Consider the following 15324-nt stretch of genomic DNA (forward strand, 5'->3'; position numbering starts at 1 on the left):
CGCCATGCATGCAATCTAGGTGCAGGCGGCTTGCAGCGCTTTGCATCGGCGCCCAGCGACTTTGCATTTCATGCCAGTGCCACCTATCATCGCGGCAACGACGCGTCATGGCCCATGCATGTGACGTGCGCAATCCAATAGGAGACAGCCTTGAGAACCCTGGTGCGCGCCGCGGCGCTGACCAATTTTTTCGATGTGGCGCGTGATCTGGGGCTAAACGCCCAGCCGCTGCTGCGTGCGGCACGGCTGACCCAGACGCTGCTGGCCGATCCCGAACAGCGCATCCCGGTCAACGCCTGCGCGGCGTTGCTGGAAGCTGCCGCCGAGCGCGCGGGCTGCCCCACCTTCGGACTGCGGATGGCCGAGTCGCGCCAGTTGGCCGACTTCGGCGCCATGAGCCTGCTGATCAGCCAGCAGGCAACATTGCGCGACGCGCTGGCCACCATCATCCGCTACCGTCACCTGGTCAACGAGTCGGTGGCGATCCTGCTCGAGGAAAGCGGCAAGGTCGTGGTGATCCGGCAGGAAGTGATACTCGATGCGCCCTCGCGTCAGGCCACGGAGCTGGCCCTTGGCGTGGTGTTCCGCTTGTGCCGCGTGTTGCTTGGTCAACACTGGCATCCGCTGAGCGTCAATTTCACGCACGCCGCGCCGCCCGACCCGCAGGTGCATCGGAGGCTGTTCGGTTGCCCGCTTGAGTTTGGCAGCGAGTTCAATGGCATCGTATGCCTGGCGGCCGACCTCGATGCGCCCAATCCGAGCGGTGACCCGGCTATGGCCCGGCATGCCGAGCGCCTGGTTGACACGCTGCCACGCGTCAACGACCTGTCGATCGGGCGCGAGGTACGCAACGCGGTCTACCTGATGCTGCCGATGGGGCGCGCCACCAGCGAAGCCGTGGCGCAGGGCCTGGGCCTGAGCTTGCGCACGATGCAGCGCCAGCTCGACGAAGCCGGCGAGACCTTCACCGACATCCTCAACGAGGTCCGGCGCGATCTTGCCCAACGCTATGTCGGCAACCCCGCCTATTCACTGCTGCGTGTGTCCGCGTTACTGGGCTATGGTTCGGCGGCTTCGTTCACACGCTGGTTCTCGGCGCAGTTCGGCGAAGCGCCCAATGCCTGGCGTCGTCGCCATGCAACAAGACACCAGGGGTGACGCCGCCGCGTGCTACGCTTGACGTCATTGCGCGTCGACAACCGGAGCATCCATGGCATCTCCCCAACGCCTGCTGTCACTTGTGGTCCTGCTGGCCCTGCATTGCAGCATGCCGGCCTGGGCACAGTCCCGGGAGTCATCGGGTGCCGCCGCGATTTCCGATGCCGTGCGCGAGGGCTCGAATCCCTACCGCCCGCCATCGGCGCCCAATCCCAACGCCAATGCCACGCCGGAAGACGCGCGGCGCGCCCGGTGCGACCAGCTCCTGCAGGACATCAACGAGACCTCGAAGCAGCCTACCTACACTTCGCCAGGCACCGCCACACAGAATGCGCAAGGCAGGGCCGTGCCGAAGATCGAGCGCGACAAGACCCGCAAGAAACTGCAACAGAGCTATCGCGACAACTGTTCCTGAGCGCCTGGGCGCGCCTCGCATGAATCAGGGTGGCCCGGTCCCGCGCAGGCGGGACATATTGCTCTTGACGACGTCCAGCACGGCGGCCGTCATCAACGCCGTGGACAAGCCGAACATCAAAATGCCTTGCGCCGACTCGATTGGCCCGAGCATGCGCCAGCGCTCGGACATCACGATATCGCCGTAGCCGAGCGTCGCGAAGTTGACGGCCGAATGGTATAGGGCCGCCCCGAAGTTGCTGAATTCCCCCAGTAGCAGGAACAACATTGCCCAGAGCGCCATCTGCGCGAAGTTGCACAGCAGCGTCAGCAGCATCACAGCCGTCAGCAGCGTCACGTCCATCCACATCGGTTCGCGACCTTCCCAGCGGTTCCGGAAGCCCGCATAGCGGCGCAGGCACGCCGCCACGACCACGCATTGCAGCAGCAGGCACAACAGCATGACCGGTGCCGCGGCCAGCAGGTGAAGTCGCATGGCTGACTCCTTCAGTTCGATCTCAGTTCGCTCTCAGTTCGCTCTCAGTTCGCTCTCAGTTCGCCTTCAGTTCGCCTTCAGTTCGCGGTCCGCGCCGTGGCACGCCGTACGTCGAGCAATGCCAGCATCAGGCACGCATAGAGCGATACCCCGACAAACAAACCCATGCGCACCATGAAGGCCTGATAGACATCCTTGCCCGCCGCGCTGTCCGCCACGGACTGGCCCAGCAGGATGATCATCGTTACGAGGCTGTTGAGCCAGAAGCCCGGCGACAGCATGGTGGGCTGCAACCTGAACAGCCGGCGCGCGACCACCAGGGTGAACAGCACCATCCAGAGAAAGAACATCCAGAGATCGACAAACAGCCCCAGCGCCAACCAGAAGGCAATGGCGAGTACGCCGCCCATCAAGGTGGAACCGACCAGTTCCAGCGCCGCGCCACGCGCCGTGGTGCAGCTCTGCCGGCCCAGGCTTACGGCCTTCATGATGATTGGCAGGTAGGCTGCCGGATCGGCCATTGCCAGCAGGAACGGCGGCATGACCACCAGCGTGGCGCGTAATGCCATCCAGTCGGCTTCGGCAGCAATGACGGGCGCCTTGCGCGGTGCGGGCGGCCTGGCAGGTTCCGGAATCAGCCAGTAACTGGCGCCCAATGCCAGCACGCCCAGCAGCAAGCCGCGCGTGAGCGAACCGATGACCGTCATCGCCAATGCATTATCCGCGGTGCCGGCAGCGGCAATCAGCGTGACCCCCGCCACCAGGAACGTCGAGACCAGGCTGTTGCCGCCGCGCAGCCCGAAGCGAAACGCCAGGAACAGGCACAGGCCCGTCATCAGCACGCCGGCCACCGCGGCATGTCGCAGGAACGGTACCAGCAGCAAACCGCTGCCGGTTGCCAGCATGACGATCAGCGCCAGGCCCAACGCCGCCTTGGGTGGCAAGGGCCGATCCATGGTAGCGAACAGGAACACGGCCAGCACCGGCGCCACGAACGGGATCGGCCATTGCATGCCGTAGCTGGTGGCCAGGCACGCGGCAGTACCAAGCGCCATCCGCAGCGCGCGTCTCCCAAGGCTTGCGGTCATCACGTCAGTAGACATAGGAAAGCCAGCTCATCACGCGCAGGAATCCCCTGCCCAGCAGGTTCAACGGATTGCCTTGCATCGGGAATGCCATCACCTCGGCCTGGCCGCCCACGCGCACACCTCGCAGCGTATCCAGTTGCCCCGCGTCGATATCGACGATGACCGGGAACCGTTGCGCGGGACGCAACCAGTCGCGACTGTTCTGTACCGTGGGCAGGCTCCCCGGCGGCGGACTCTGGCCAACGCTGACGCCATAGCCGATGCTGCGCACCTTGCCGGTCAGCACAGTGCCTGGCAAGGCGTCGAGCACAATGCGCACTGGCGTACCCGGCGCCATATGGCCAAGGTTGTTTTCGGTCATGTCGGCGCTGATCCACAGATCATGGATCGCAATCAATGTCATTACCGGGCTACCTGCCGCGGCATACAGCCCGGCTTCCGTGCGCAGGTCCGTGATCAGCCCCGCCGTACGCGCACGCACCTGTGCATTGGACAGATCCAGCTCGGCCTTCTCCAGCGTGGCTACCGCGCTGCGCAGCTTGGCGTTGTCTTCATCGCTGCCGCCCTCCTGTTCACGCGCGCGGTCCACCTCGGCGCGTGCGGCGGCTACCTGGCTGATGGCCTGGGTATGCGTGGCGCGGGCAACTTCGAGACGGCGCACGGAAACCGTGCCGGGATCCTCGCGGTACAGCCGCTCAAGCCGTTCGCTATCCTGGCGGGCCTTGAGTTCGTTGGCCTGCGCCGCGCGCAGCGATGCCTGGGCCGATGCGATGCCGGCCGTACTGGCGCCGATCTGCCGGCGCGTGGACTCCAGGTCGGCGCGCGCCCGGTCCACGGCAATGCGGTAGTGCTGCGGATCGACGTCGAACAGCACCGCGCCTGCCGCCACGTTCTGATTGTTGTGCACATAGACGCGTGTCACACGCCCCGACACCTCGGCTGCCACCGGAATCACGAATGCCTGCACGCGGGCCTGCTGCGTGTACGGCGTGATGCGGTCAGCCAGCAGATACCAGAGCAGGCTCAACCCGATCAGGGCCATGACCCACCACAGCGCCTTGCGCGACGGATCCGCTGCCGTGCCCGGCGCAGCCTGCGCTGCAGGCGCTGGCGATGGCGCCCCTTCGGCGTCGCTCATCGCTGGGTACCTCCCTGGACCGGAAGATTGCCGTTGACCGGTGCGCGTGGCGCTTCATCGAGCAAGCCCGCCCAGTCGGTGCGCTGCCGCATCTGCTCGCGCGTGGCGGCGTCGAGCAGCGGCTGCGCCGTGTACCATCCCCCGCCAAGAGACTTGTACAACGCGATCAGGTAGTTGATCGCATTGTCGCGGTTGACCAGATAGGCATCCTGCTGCGCGAACAGCGCACGCTGCGCGTCGAGCACGCGCTGGAAATCCGAATAGCCTTCGCGGAACAATGCATTGGCCAAAGTCAGCGAACGTTGCGCGGAGTGCGAGGCATCGCGCAGGATGGCCTCGCGTTGCAATGCCTTGACCAGCCCGGTGGCGGCATTGTCGGCCTCGCGCGCGGCCTGGCGCACGGCGTCCTGATAGGCCACGATCAGTTGCTGTAGCCTGGCGTCCTGCACGCGCACGTTGTTGGTAATACGTCCGTAGTCGAAGATATTCCAGCGCACGCTGGGTCCACCGACCAGCAGCAGGCCGTTCTGGGTGCCCGGCAGCGATGTTGCCGACCAGCCGATACTGCCGATCAGCGTGACCGACGGATACAGGTCGGCCTTGGCCACACCGATCAATGCCGACTGCGTGGCAATCTTCAGCTCGGCTGCACGGATGTCGGGCCGCCGCAGCAACAGTTCGGCCGGCACGTCCTGCAGCACCGCGCGATCGATCAGTGGCAATACACCCTGCCGGCCCGCTGCATCGTCAAGTTCCGGCAGCGGTCCCGGCGGACGCCCCAGCAGGACCAATATGGCATTGCGCGCCTGCACGATCTGGTTCTCCAGTTCGGGAACGCTGCTCAACGTACCCAGGTACTGGGTCTTGGCCTGCTGCAGATCGAGCTCGTCGCTTTCACCGGCCTTGAACAGCCGCTCCGTGATCTCGAAACTGCGCTGCTGCAGGCGCGCGTTATCGCGCGCAATGGCTAGACGCGCCTCGGCCGCACGCATGGCATAGTAGGTGGATGCAAGCTGGGCGTGCAGCAGGACCAGCATGTTCTCGTGATTGGCGCGCGCGGCAAAATACGCGGCATCGGCCGACTCGATCGCGCGCGCGAAGCGTCCCCAGAAATCGAGCTCCCAGCCGATGTCGACGCCGGCGCTGTATTCCCAGAGACGACTGGACTGCGCCGTCGCGCCGGACTGGCGACTGTGCACATACATGATGTCCGCGCCGGCCTGTTGGACCTGCGGATAGCGCCCGGCCAGCGCCATGCCAAGCTGCGCGCGCGCCTCCATCACCCGCAGTCCCGCAATGCGCACACCCGCGTCCTGCGCGTCAGCCTCCGCAATCAGGCGCTCCAGTATCGGATCGCCAAACACCTGCCACCATTGGCCCATGTCGGGCATGGCCTCCTGCAGGCTGGCCTGTGCAACGGCATCGCTATGCCATTGTGCCGGCCATGCCTCGCGCTGCACGCTGAAATCCGGCCCCACTCTGGCGCATCCGCCTGCGACGGCGGCGACGCCCATCCAGCCGAGAAGCGCGCGCGCCCTGGGTGCCATGCCTAGCCACCACTGACAGGCGCATTGCCATCCGCCCGGGGCCTGGCAGGCATTTCGTCCTCGCCACGACTGACTTCGAGGTACGTCTGTGGCACCGGATCCTCCACCCATTGCCAGAACAGCTGGTAGCCCACAGCCAGCGCAATCGGCCCGATAAACAGCCCGATCACACCGCCCGTCACCATGCCACCCAGCGCCCCGATCAGTACCACCGGCATCGGCACATCCACGCCGCGCCCCAGCAGCAGCGGCTTGAGCACGTTGTCCGCAAGGCCCGCAATAAAGACATAGACCGCAAACACAACGTTCATCGCGCTCATGCCTTCGGTGGCAAAGACGTACAGGATCACCGGAATCGTGATCAGCGTAGCCGGCAGTTGCATGATGCCGAGCAGCAGCACCGCCAACGCCAGCAGGCCGGCCCCGGGCACGCCCTTGACCACGAAGCCAATGCCGATCAGCAGCATCTGGATAAACGCTATGCCCACCACGCCTTGCGCCACGGCACGCACGGTAGCGGTACATAGCGCGGTAATGCGCGGACCGCGTTCCGGCCCCGAAATCCGCGACATGATCTGCACCGCGCTACGCTCGCCGGCTTCGCCATAGGCCATGAAGATCCCGGCAATGATCAGCGCACCGACGAATACCAGCAATCCTATGCCCACACCGCCCACGGCACCCAGCACCGTCACGCTGGCCGCCTTGATCTGCGGTGCCAGCTTTTGCGCGAGCGCGGTGGCATCGGTGGCCGCCAGCAGCCAGAAATCGTAGAGCCGCTGCCCCACCACCGGCCAGCCTGCTACCGATTCCGCGGGCGGCGGCACATGGAATTCGCCGCTCTTGGCAATCGCCATGGCGTGCTCGACTGATTCGATCAACGCCACCCCCAGCAGGTAAGTGGGAACCATCACGATGGCAATGACCAGCACGATGATCAGGGTCGCGGTGCGTCCCTCGCCGGCAAAAACCTTGCCGCGCAGCCGTGTCTGCAGCGGGTAGAGCGTGATCGCCAGGATCAGCGACCACATGATGAGATTCAGGAACGGGCGGAAGATCTGGAAGCAGAACACCGCCAGCAGCGCGATCAGGCCGAACCGGATCAGGATATCGATTGCGGTACGGGATACCGTGGCAACCGGAAACCGGGCTTGTTGCATCGATAGCCTCCCATGCGGCTGGTGCGCGCCACCTCTACGGCTGCTGGCGCCTGCGCGCCACGGCAACCAGGATGGCCCCCACCGCGAACAAGACAATGCACCCGAGAAGCCAGTCCCGGGCCAATACATTCACCAGATAGCGTGGCGGGTCGCTGCCGGTCCTGAACATCTGCACCTCCAGCCCGCGCAACGCAAACCTGAACAGGTTCAGCTTGTCCGGCATCTGTCCGCTGGGGTCACTGAAGAAAATGCCCAGCACAGCCAGCCACAGCGCCCCTACCATCAACAGGAATCCGCATTTATGCATGATGGCCAACTCGATCCCACCCTATGGAAAGAGTCAGCCAATCTCCTCGCCATTGCAATTGGTCCTTGGGCCAAGCATTGGACCAAAGGCCCTTGCCAAGAACCGGGCCAATGTCCAGATTGATAGAGTGAGGCGCGCTGCGCGCCGGCCTCGGAGATCGGACATGGCAAGGAAGCCACGGGTTGAAGCGGAACATGCGGACGCCGGGAATGCGCTCGGTCGCAAGGAATACGACAAGGCACTGAGTGAGCTCCACGTCGAACTGGTACATATGCAGAACTGGGTCAAGGCCACCGGCGCCAAGATCTGCATTGTGTTCGAGGGGCGTGACGGCGCCGGCAAGGGCGGCACTATCAAGGCCATCACCGAACGGGTCAGCCCGCGCATCTTCCGTGTGATCGCGCTGCCCGCCCCCACCGAGCGCGAGAAGAGCCAGATGTACATGCAACGGTACATTCCGCATCTGCCTGCGGCGGGCGAAGTGGTGATCTTCGACCGCAGCTGGTACAACCGCGCGGGGGTGGAACGCGTCATGGGGTTCGCCGATGACGCGCAGGTGGATATCTTCCTGCGCGCCGTGCCGCTGATGGAGCGCGCCATCGTTGGCTCCAACATACTGCTGATCAAGTACTGGCTCGAAGTCAGCCCCGAGGAGCAGACGCGCCGGCTGGAGTCCCGCATCCAGGATGGCCGCAAGACCTGGAAGCTGACCGACATGGACCTGAAGTCCTACAGTCGTTGGTATGACTATTCGCGCGCGCGTGACGCCATGTTCGCGGCCTCCGACACCGACTATGCGCCATGGCATGTGGTGCGGTCCGACAACAAACGCCGAGCGCGGCTCAACATCATCAGCCACCTGCTCGAATCGGTACCCTACAAACGGATGCCGAAGAAGAAAGTCGCGTTGCCGGCGCGGCAGAAGCCGGGTGCCTACAAGGAACCCGACTATCCATACCGCTATATTCCGGAAAAATTCTGACGGCTCGTCTATCGGCCCTTCAATCCGTCAGTCCTTCAGCATCGCCTTTTTCCAGTCGCCGTCGGGCTGCTGGCAATACCAGCCGGTCCAGCGCTCCGGCTGGCGCCCCTTCTGGCGCAATTCGCTGCGGACCTTGCGGCAGCGCAGGCCGTTCTCCGTGCGCGTGGTCAATGGCGTAAACGTACCGTCCGTGGCCGTGCCCTTGGCATTGGGCGACAGGTGAAACGGCACGCTGGTGCCATCGCTGGTCTCAGACAACGTCTTGCCGAATGCACTGACCAGCTCCGTGGTCTGGTCCTTGTTCAGCGTGCCGATGATCGTGCCATTCATGAAATGGTCGAAGTAGGCGTGGACCGGCCACGCGCTGAAGACCAAAGCGGCAGCGCACAGCGCACGCAATCGCGCAGAGTGTTTCAAGTCAGCCTCCTTGCCGGACAACTCCGCCTATTTGGCGGCTCCCGGCGTGACAGATACCGCGACTGCCTCAGTATAGACAGCCTGCACCCGGTCACCTTTCTTGATGCCTTTCATCTGCTCGGGGTCCTCGACCATCAGATCGACCGTACGGCCGCGCGGTCCCTTGACGGTAACGGTCCGCGTATCCTGATTGACGGCCACCACCTGCGCCACCACGGTGACCTCGCGCCCGACCCGGCCACCGGGCTTGGCGCCTGGCTCGGATCGCTCGGCAATCTCGCGTTCCTGCATGGTCGCCGCACCACTGCCCTTCTTCAGGCTGACCGTCAGCGCCTCGTTGTACTCAACGGTGACCTTGTCTCCGACCCGCAACTGGTCGAAGTTGCGCGCCTCATCACCGACGTTCATGTCCACGACCTTGCCGGCCTGGGTCTTGAGCGTTACCTTGCGCGTCTTGGCGTCGATGGCGGTGATGGTTGCCGTCACCGTCGCGGTACCGGTTGCCGTGGTCTGACCCGCGGCACGCGTCACGTCCATCTTCATGTCTGGCTGCTGCGCATATGTCATGGTTGGCAGCCAGCACAGCAACGCCACGGGAATCACAACTCGCTTGAACAGCATAGCAATCTCCTCGTCAATGACAGACCAACCGTTCGATGTCTTCGCGCGTGCCGTCAGCCACCATGTCACGCGTTGCCTCCGCTCGGCGCGGCAGGGCCAGCGCCTGGGCCGGTGCCCTTGGCGGCCTGCTGCGCCAGCTTCTTCTTGCTTTCGCGCTCGAGCCCCCAGAAGAACAGCGGGATAAAGAAGATCGCGATCACCGTGGCGCCGAGCATGCCCCCAATCACGCCGGTACCCAGCGATTGCCGGCTGGCAGCCGAGGCACCACTGGCAATCGCCAGCGGAATGCAGCCCAGGATAAAGGCCAGCGACGTCATGATGATCGGCCGCAAGCGCAGCTTGGATGCCTTGACCGCCGCGTCATAGGCACTCAGTCCTTCCTTGACGCGCATCTCCACCGCGAACTCGAAGATCAGGATGGCGTTCTTGGCCGCCAGTGCAATCAGCACGGTCAGCCCAATCTGGAAATAGACGTCGTTCTCCATGCCACGCAACAGAATGCCGACCAGTGCCCCGAACAACGCGAACGGCACGGCCAGCAGCACCCCAAGCGGCAGCGACCACTTTTCATATTGGGCAGCCAGGATCAGGAACACCATCAGCAGTGCAAACCCGAATACCATCGCGGCCGTGGAGCCTGCCTTCTTCTCTTCATAGGCCTGCCCACTCCATGCAAAGCTGTACCCCTCCCCGAGTACTTCCGCGGCTACCGCTTCCATGGCTTGCAACGCCTGGCCAGAGCTGTAGCCCGGTGCCGCGTCACCGGTGATCTTGGCGGCCGGGAAATTGTTGAAGCGCGTCACCAGGTCGGCACCAGCCACGTAGCGCGAGTTCGTCACGGCCTTGATCGGCACCATCTCGCCACGCGCATTACGCACATAGACCTTGTCGATATCTTCCGGACGCGAGCGGTACTCGGGTTCGGCCTGCAGGATCACCTGGAACAAACGGCTGTTCTTGGGAAACTGGCTGACATAAAGCGAGCCGAACATGGTCTGCAATGCCGAGTACACCTGCTCCACCGGCACGCCCTGCGTTTCGGCGCGTTCGCGGTCAAGGTCCACCAGCAGTTGCCGCGACCGTGTATTGATGGTGGTACTGACACCGCGCAGTTCAGGCCGCTGCCGCGCCTTGGCGATGAACGCGCGCGTGCGCTCCTCTAGCTGCTGATAGGTGCCGTCACCGGTACTCTGTAGCCAGAACTCGAAGCCACCGGTGGTGCCAAGACCAGGAATCGAAGGGGGATTGACCGGTATCACCAATCCTTCGCGATAGGTCGAGAATTCCTGGTTGGCCTTGGCAATCAGGTCCGCCGCGCTCTCGCCCTTGCCACGTTCGTGGAAGCCCTTGAGCGTGATGAACAGCGTGCCCGCGTTGGACTTGTTCTGCGAATCGATCAGGCTGAAGCCATCGGGCACGGCCACCGACTTTACGCCCGGCTGCTTCTCGAACCACTCCGCGGCGCGGCCGGACAGTGCTCCCGTGCGATCCAGGCTGGCCGCGTCGGGCAGGATCACCGCACCAAGCAGGTAGCCCTGGTCTTCCACCGGCAGGAATGACGACGGAATACGCACGAACATCAGCACACTGACCGCGATCAGCGCGGCCACCAGGGCCACCGAGATCACCGTGCGCCGGATCACGGCCTGCACGACCGAGCCATAGCCCTCCACCAGCCGGTCGAAACTGCGGTTGAACCAGCGGAAGAAACGGTTCTTCTCATGGCTGCCCGGCTTGAGCAGGATGGCGGCCAGCGCCGGCGACAACGTCAGCGCCACCACCCCCGACAGCAGCACCGAAACCGCCAGCGTAATGGCGAACTGCTTGTAGAGCTGGCCCGTGATGCCGGACAGGAACGCCACCGGAATGAACACGGCCAGCAACACCAGCACGATGGCGATCACCGGCCCGCCCACTTCGTCCATGGCGGCCTTGGCGGCCTCCTTGGGCGGCATGTGGAATTCCATCATGTTCCGCTCGACGTTCTCGATCACCACGATGGCATCGTCCACCACGATACCGATCGCCAGCACCATGCCAAACAGCGTAAGCATGTTGACTGAAAAGCCAAACGCGGCCATGGCCGTGAAGGTGCCGATAATCGACACCGGCACCGCCAGGATCGGCACCAGCGTGGCCCGGAAGCTCTGCAGGAACAGGTACACCACCAGGATCACGAGGATCACCGCGTCGCGCAACGTGTGCACCACCTCGTTGATCGATTCCTGCACGAACTCGGTGGTGTCGAGCGCGATGTCATATTCAAGCCCCGGCGGAAACGTCTTCTTGGCCTCGGCCAGCGACTTCCTGACCGCCTGTGCCACGGCCAACGCATTCGCACCCGGCTGCTGATACACGGCCAGCAACGTGGCGGTCTTGCCCTTGTAGCGGCTGCGCAGCGAATAGTCCTTGGACCCGAGCTCGGCGCGGCCAACGTCCTTGAGCCGCACCAGCGCCGCATCGCCCGATGCCGCGCGCAGGATGATGTTCTCGAACTCCTTCGGCTCCGTCATGCGGCCCTTGGTGGTCACCGGAAAGGTCTGCTTGACCGGCCCCGAGGTCGGCGCCTGGCCAATCCGGCCGGCCGAGAACTGCTCGTTCTGGTTCGACACCGCGTTCTTGACATCCTCGGCCGTGATGCTGAGCTGCGCCATGCGATCCGGCTTCAGCCAGATGCGCATTGCATAGTCCGGCGTGCCAAAGATGGCAGACTGGTTGGCACCCGGAATCCGCTTGAGCGCGTCGAGGATATAGATGCTGGTGTAGTTGTCGACAAAGGTTTGCGCGTAGCTGTTGTCGGGCGAGTAGACGGCAATCACCATCATGAACGCCTGCGAGCGCTTTTCCACCGTGACGCCCTGCCGGGTCACCGCATCAGGCAGGGTTGGCAACGCCAGATTGACGCGATTCTGCACGTCGACCTGCGCCAGTGACGGGTCGGTGCCGATCTCGAAGTAGGTCGTCAGTGTCATCGCGCCAGTGGAGGAACTGGTGGACGACATGTAAAGCATGTTGTCCGCGCCATTGACCTGCTGCTCGATCGGTGCGGCCACGTTTTGCGCCACCACTTCGGAGCTGGCACCCGGGTATGTCGTGGAAACCGTGATGCTGGGCGGCGTGATATCGGGAAACTGCGCAACTGGCAGATTGAACATCGCCACCAGCCCGCCCACCACGATGATGATCGACAGCACCGACGCAAAGATCGGACGGTCGATAAAGAAGTGCGACAGCTTCATGACGCCGTCCCCTTGGCGGCGTCAGGCTTGGCTGGTCCCGCAGGCGGCTGGGTGCCCGGCGCCGCAGGCGGCGGACCGTCCGTGGCCTGTCGTGGCGGGGCATCCACGGGCTTGACCGGTGCGCCAGGTGCCAGGCGCACCGACCCGTCGACGATGACCGTGTCGCCCTCACGCAGGCCCGAGCGGATTACCCAGTTGCCTTGTGACCATTCGCCCACATCGACCACACGCGACTCGGCCTTGTTGTCCTTGCCCACGATCCAGACCGACTGGCCGCGCTGGCCCTGCACCACGGCTTCCTGCGGCACGGTAATGGCTTTGGTGCGCATGGCGCCGATCAGCCGCACCCGCACGAACTGGCCTGGTCGCAGCGTTCCCTCGGCGTTTGGCAACTCGGCGCGAACCAGATAGGTACCGGTCTCGGAGTTGAACGATGCATCGGCAAACGCGATGCGGCCGCGCCGCGGATATACGCTGCCATCCGCCAGCACGATCTCGACTTCCAGTGCGCCACGCTCCGGCATCTTCAGCGCACCGGATGCGGTCTGCGACTGGTGCTGCAGCACCTCGTTCTCTGACAGGCTGAAGTTGACCCAGATCGGGTCGAGCTTGGCCACGTAGGTGAGCAGACTGTTGGAGGCATCGATATACGAGCCCACCTGCTTCTTGGCGTAGCTGGACAGGCCACTGACGGGCGCCGAGATTGTCGTATAGCCGAGGTTCAGCCGGGCATTGGTCACATTGGCTTTGGCCTGCTCTACCGCCGCGGCCGCAGCCTGCTCATTGCCGGTGGCATCGTCGAGGTCCTTCTGGCTCAACGCGTTTCTGGCCGCCAGCGGACGCACGCGCCCCAGGTTGGCGCGCGCCGTGGTCAGCCGCGCCTGCTGCTGGGCCAGTTCGGCCTGCGCGGCATCGAGTGCCGCCCTGAATGGCTTCTGGTCCATGCGGAACATGACCTCGCCGGCCTTGACGAGCGAGCCCTCGGTGTACAGGCGCTGCTCCAGGAAGCCATTGACGCGCGCACGAATTTCCACCTGTTGCGAGCTCTGCGTCTCGCCCACGAACTCGAAGATCAGCGGCACGTCGTGCAATGCCACCTTGACCACCCCTACTTCGGTGACCGGCGGTGCGGCCGGCCCCTTGGCTTCCTGCTTGTTGCATCCACCCAACGCCAGTGCGGCCAGAACCAGCAACGCGCACCGCCTGCCCAGGGTTTCCAGACCGCTAGCCATCGCATCCCTCCCCGCCACGCTCCAGCCGGCCGCCGCGCGCCGGAGCCAATTACGTTAGCTGAAGCGCTCTCTCAAAATCAGGGCATTGATCTTGTGGCCGTTCCAGAACACACCATGGATGCGCGGTACAAGCCGTTGCAATGTCGCTAGGTCGACCGTACGGAATGTCAACGTCACCGACGGCCGCGTGCCGTCGCCCTCCTGCCGCTCGTATTCGTCGTAGGGTGGAAAGCCATAGCGGGTCACGAAGTCCTTGACCTGGTCCTCGGTGGTGTCCGGATGGAGGTTGGAAAGCATCAAGAGCGTCATATGCCGGTCCCCTTTACGACTGCCGGGCCTTGCATGCGGCACGGCGTCGGCAAGTCGTCCTGCTAACAGTGTGTCTTCTTCGGCCCGAATGGCAATTGGACCAAGGACCAAAGCCACGCCGGAAGGGCTAGGGCATCACGCTGCGCACGAGGTCGACCAGTTGCGTGGCATTGAACGGCTTGCGCAGATAGCCGATGGCCCCGGCGGACAACGCCTTGTCACGCGCCTCGGGCACGTCGTGTGCCGTAATGAAGATCAGCGCCAGCGGAATGCCGGACAGTTGCTGCTGCACTTCCAGTCCATCCACGCCCGGCATGCAGACGTCCAGTATCACGCAAGCTGGCTGATAGGCCGGCTGCGCATGCATGCGGTCGAGAAAGTCGATGCCGCTGGTAAACGTGTCCACCGTGATGCCCGCCGCGCGCAGAAGCCTTGAAATGGCACGCGCCACCGATGCGTCATCGTCGACAACCACCACGAATTGTCCGATAGCTCCCATACGCAGGCGTCGCTGGACCGAAGGTAAGCATGTATTACCCTAGGCTACGAGACGCGGGCCACCGGCGATATTGGCCCATGGTCCAGCCGTGGCGCGATGCGCGCGGCCGTTTCAGGCGCGTGGTCCGGCGGTCATACCCATGCGGTCGGCAATGCGGACCAGCGCCGGCAGGGAGTCGACTTCCAGCTTCTGCATGACGTGGGCCCGATGCACCTTGATGGTCTTCTCCACGGTGCCGAGTTGGCTGGCCACCTGCTTGTTACGGAATCCCGTGACGATCCACGCCAGCACTTCACGTTCGCGCGGTGTGAGCCGCTCCACCTTCTGCCGCATGTCCCGCAGTTCGCGCGCCTGTGCAAACTGCTGCAACGCGCATTCGCACGCCCTGTCCACCGCGAGCAGCAGTTGCGCATCCGGGACCGGCTTCTGCAGGAAGTCGATGGCACCTGCCTGCAGGGTCTGCACGGCCTTTGCCACGTCCGCATGGCCGGTCAGGATGATGACCGGAATCCTGCTGCACAACGCCTGTTGCAGGGCAATGCCATCCATCTCCGGCATCTGCAGATCGAGCACCGCGCAGCCGGGACTGCCCTCGAGGTCGACCTCATCGATAAATTGCCGCGCCGAGGCAAACCCGGCCGTGAGGTAGCCGTGCGCACCCAGTAGCCGGCCCAGCGCGCGGCGCACACTATCGTCATCGTCGACGATGTAGACATTGACCTTTGTCGCAGGCATGGC

The 15324-nt window shown here is 64.1% G+C and carries 16 protein-coding genes; 3 read left to right on the forward strand and 13 right to left on the reverse strand.

Going from position 1 to position 15324, the window contains the following annotated elements:
* The first annotated feature begins 150 nt into the window (after window positions 1-150).
* Together ACO550_RS15340 and ACO550_RS15345 are read left to right on the forward strand one after the other, a co-directional pair.
* Complete coding sequence (locus tag ACO550_RS15340) at window positions 151-1158, forward strand: AraC family transcriptional regulator ligand-binding domain-containing protein (protein ID WP_315592398.1); 1008 nt, start codon at window positions 151-153, stop codon at window positions 1156-1158.
* 52 nt (window positions 1159-1210) lie between these two features.
* On the forward strand, window positions 1211-1573 hold the full coding sequence (locus tag ACO550_RS15345; RefSeq protein WP_315592399.1) for a hypothetical protein: 363 nt from the start codon (window positions 1211-1213) through the stop codon (window positions 1571-1573).
* A gap of 24 nt (window positions 1574-1597) precedes the next feature.
* On the opposite strand, the gene ACO550_RS15350 is transcribed toward ACO550_RS15345, so the two are convergent.
* The 6 genes from ACO550_RS15350 to ACO550_RS15375 all read right to left on the reverse strand — a co-directional run bounded on the left by ACO550_RS15350 (window position 1598) and on the right by ACO550_RS15375 (window position 7287).
* Window positions 1598-2047 (reverse strand): potassium channel family protein, encoded by a 450-nt coding sequence (locus ACO550_RS15350; protein WP_315592400.1) that lies wholly within the window; start codon window positions 2045-2047, stop codon window positions 1598-1600.
* A 77-nt stretch (window positions 2048-2124) separates the two neighbouring features.
* Window positions 2125-3150 (reverse strand): DUF2955 domain-containing protein, encoded by a 1026-nt coding sequence (locus tag ACO550_RS15355; protein WP_315592401.1) that lies wholly within the window; start codon window positions 3148-3150, stop codon window positions 2125-2127.
* Window positions 3140-4273, reverse strand: a complete 1134-nt coding sequence (locus ACO550_RS15360; protein ID WP_315592402.1) for an HlyD family secretion protein — start codon at window positions 4271-4273, stop codon at window positions 3140-3142. Before ACO550_RS15360 ends, ACO550_RS15355 begins: the two co-directional genes overlap by 11 nt.
* Entirely contained in the window at window positions 4270-5820 is a 1551-nt protein-coding gene (locus tag ACO550_RS15365) for an efflux transporter outer membrane subunit (protein WP_315592403.1), read from the reverse strand. Before ACO550_RS15365 ends, ACO550_RS15360 begins: the two co-directional genes overlap by 4 nt.
* A 2-nt stretch (window positions 5821-5822) precedes the next feature.
* A complete protein-coding gene (locus ACO550_RS15370) occupies window positions 5823-6980 on the reverse strand; it encodes an AI-2E family transporter (protein ID WP_315592404.1) in 1158 nt (385 codons plus the stop codon).
* A 34-nt stretch (window positions 6981-7014) separates the two neighbouring features.
* Window positions 7015-7287 carry a hypothetical protein gene (locus ACO550_RS15375; RefSeq protein ID WP_315592405.1) on the reverse strand — a complete coding sequence of 91 codons (273 nt, stop codon included), beginning with the start codon at window positions 7285-7287 and terminating at the stop codon, window positions 7015-7017.
* 163 nt (window positions 7288-7450) lie between these two features.
* Between ACO550_RS15375 and ppk2 the strand changes: the two genes are divergently transcribed.
* Window positions 7451-8269, forward strand: coding sequence for a polyphosphate kinase 2 (ppk2, locus tag ACO550_RS15380; RefSeq protein WP_315592406.1), 819 nt, complete (start codon window positions 7451-7453; stop codon window positions 8267-8269).
* A 27-nt stretch (window positions 8270-8296) separates the two neighbouring features.
* Here ppk2 and ACO550_RS15385 read toward each other — a convergent pair whose 3' ends face one another.
* The 7 genes from ACO550_RS15385 to ACO550_RS15415 form a co-directional block, all read right to left on the reverse strand.
* The gene (locus ACO550_RS15385) at window positions 8297-8686 is read right to left on the reverse strand and encodes a hypothetical protein (RefSeq protein WP_315592407.1); all 390 of its coding nucleotides are present in this window, start codon (window positions 8684-8686) and stop codon (window positions 8297-8299) included.
* Window positions 8687-8713: 27 nt separating this feature from the next.
* A complete protein-coding gene (locus tag ACO550_RS15390) occupies window positions 8714-9304 on the reverse strand; it encodes a hypothetical protein (RefSeq protein ID WP_315592470.1) in 591 nt (196 codons plus the stop codon).
* 68 nt (window positions 9305-9372) lie between these two features.
* Window positions 9373-12546 (reverse strand): multidrug efflux RND transporter permease subunit, encoded by a 3174-nt coding sequence (locus ACO550_RS15395; protein ID WP_315592408.1) that lies wholly within the window; start codon window positions 12544-12546, stop codon window positions 9373-9375.
* Window positions 12543-13778 carry an efflux RND transporter periplasmic adaptor subunit gene (locus ACO550_RS15400; RefSeq protein WP_315592409.1) on the reverse strand — a complete coding sequence of 412 codons (1236 nt, stop codon included), beginning with the start codon at window positions 13776-13778 and terminating at the stop codon, window positions 12543-12545. Before ACO550_RS15400 ends, ACO550_RS15395 begins: the two co-directional genes overlap by 4 nt.
* A gap of 54 nt (window positions 13779-13832) precedes the next feature.
* The gene (locus tag ACO550_RS15405) at window positions 13833-14087 is read right to left on the reverse strand and encodes an RNA-binding protein (protein WP_315592410.1); all 255 of its coding nucleotides are present in this window, start codon (window positions 14085-14087) and stop codon (window positions 13833-13835) included.
* A 127-nt stretch (window positions 14088-14214) separates the two neighbouring features.
* Window positions 14215-14565, reverse strand: a complete 351-nt coding sequence (locus ACO550_RS15410; protein WP_485994896.1) for a response regulator transcription factor — start codon at window positions 14563-14565, stop codon at window positions 14215-14217.
* Between the two features lie 132 nt (window positions 14566-14697).
* A complete protein-coding gene (locus ACO550_RS15415; protein WP_315592412.1) occupies window positions 14698-15321 on the reverse strand; it encodes a response regulator transcription factor in 624 nt (207 codons plus the stop codon).
* Between the last annotated feature and the right edge of the window lie 3 nt (window positions 15322-15324).

The sequence above is a fragment of the Cupriavidus sp. genome, from assembly GCF_057315035.1.

Bases quoted from the DNA above. Each gene is read 5' to 3' on its own strand.
- ACO550_RS15345 (WP_315592399.1), top strand. From the start codon at position 1,211: ATGGCATCTCCCCAACGCCTGCTGTCACTTGTGGTCCTGCTGGCCCTG.
- ACO550_RS15350 (WP_315592400.1), bottom strand. From the start codon at position 2,047: ATGCGACTTCACCTGCTGGCCGCGGCACCGGTCATGCTGTTGTGCCTG.
- ACO550_RS15355 (WP_315592401.1), bottom strand. From the start codon at position 3,150: ATGTCTACTGACGTGATGACCGCAAGCCTTGGGAGACGCGCGCTGCGG.
- ACO550_RS15360 (WP_315592402.1), bottom strand. From the start codon at position 4,273: ATGAGCGACGCCGAAGGGGCGCCATCGCCAGCGCCTGCAGCGCAGGCT.
- ACO550_RS15365 (WP_315592403.1), bottom strand. From the start codon at position 5,820: ATGGCACCCAGGGCGCGCGCGCTTCTCGGCTGGATGGGCGTCGCCGCC.
- ACO550_RS15370 (WP_315592404.1), bottom strand. From the start codon at position 6,980: ATGCAACAAGCCCGGTTTCCGGTTGCCACGGTATCCCGTACCGCAATC.
- ACO550_RS15375 (WP_315592405.1), bottom strand. From the start codon at position 7,287: ATGCATAAATGCGGATTCCTGTTGATGGTAGGGGCGCTGTGGCTGGCT.
- ppk2 (WP_315592406.1), top strand. From the start codon at position 7,451: ATGGCAAGGAAGCCACGGGTTGAAGCGGAACATGCGGACGCCGGGAAT.
- ACO550_RS15395 (WP_315592408.1), bottom strand. From the start codon at position 12,546: ATGAAGCTGTCGCACTTCTTTATCGACCGTCCGATCTTTGCGTCGGTG.
- ACO550_RS15400 (WP_315592409.1), bottom strand. From the start codon at position 13,778: ATGGCTAGCGGTCTGGAAACCCTGGGCAGGCGGTGCGCGTTGCTGGTT.
- ACO550_RS15405 (WP_315592410.1), bottom strand. From the start codon at position 14,087: ATGACGCTCTTGATGCTTTCCAACCTCCATCCGGACACCACCGAGGAC.
- ACO550_RS15415 (WP_315592412.1), bottom strand. From the start codon at position 15,321: ATGCCTGCGACAAAGGTCAATGTCTACATCGTCGACGATGACGATAGT.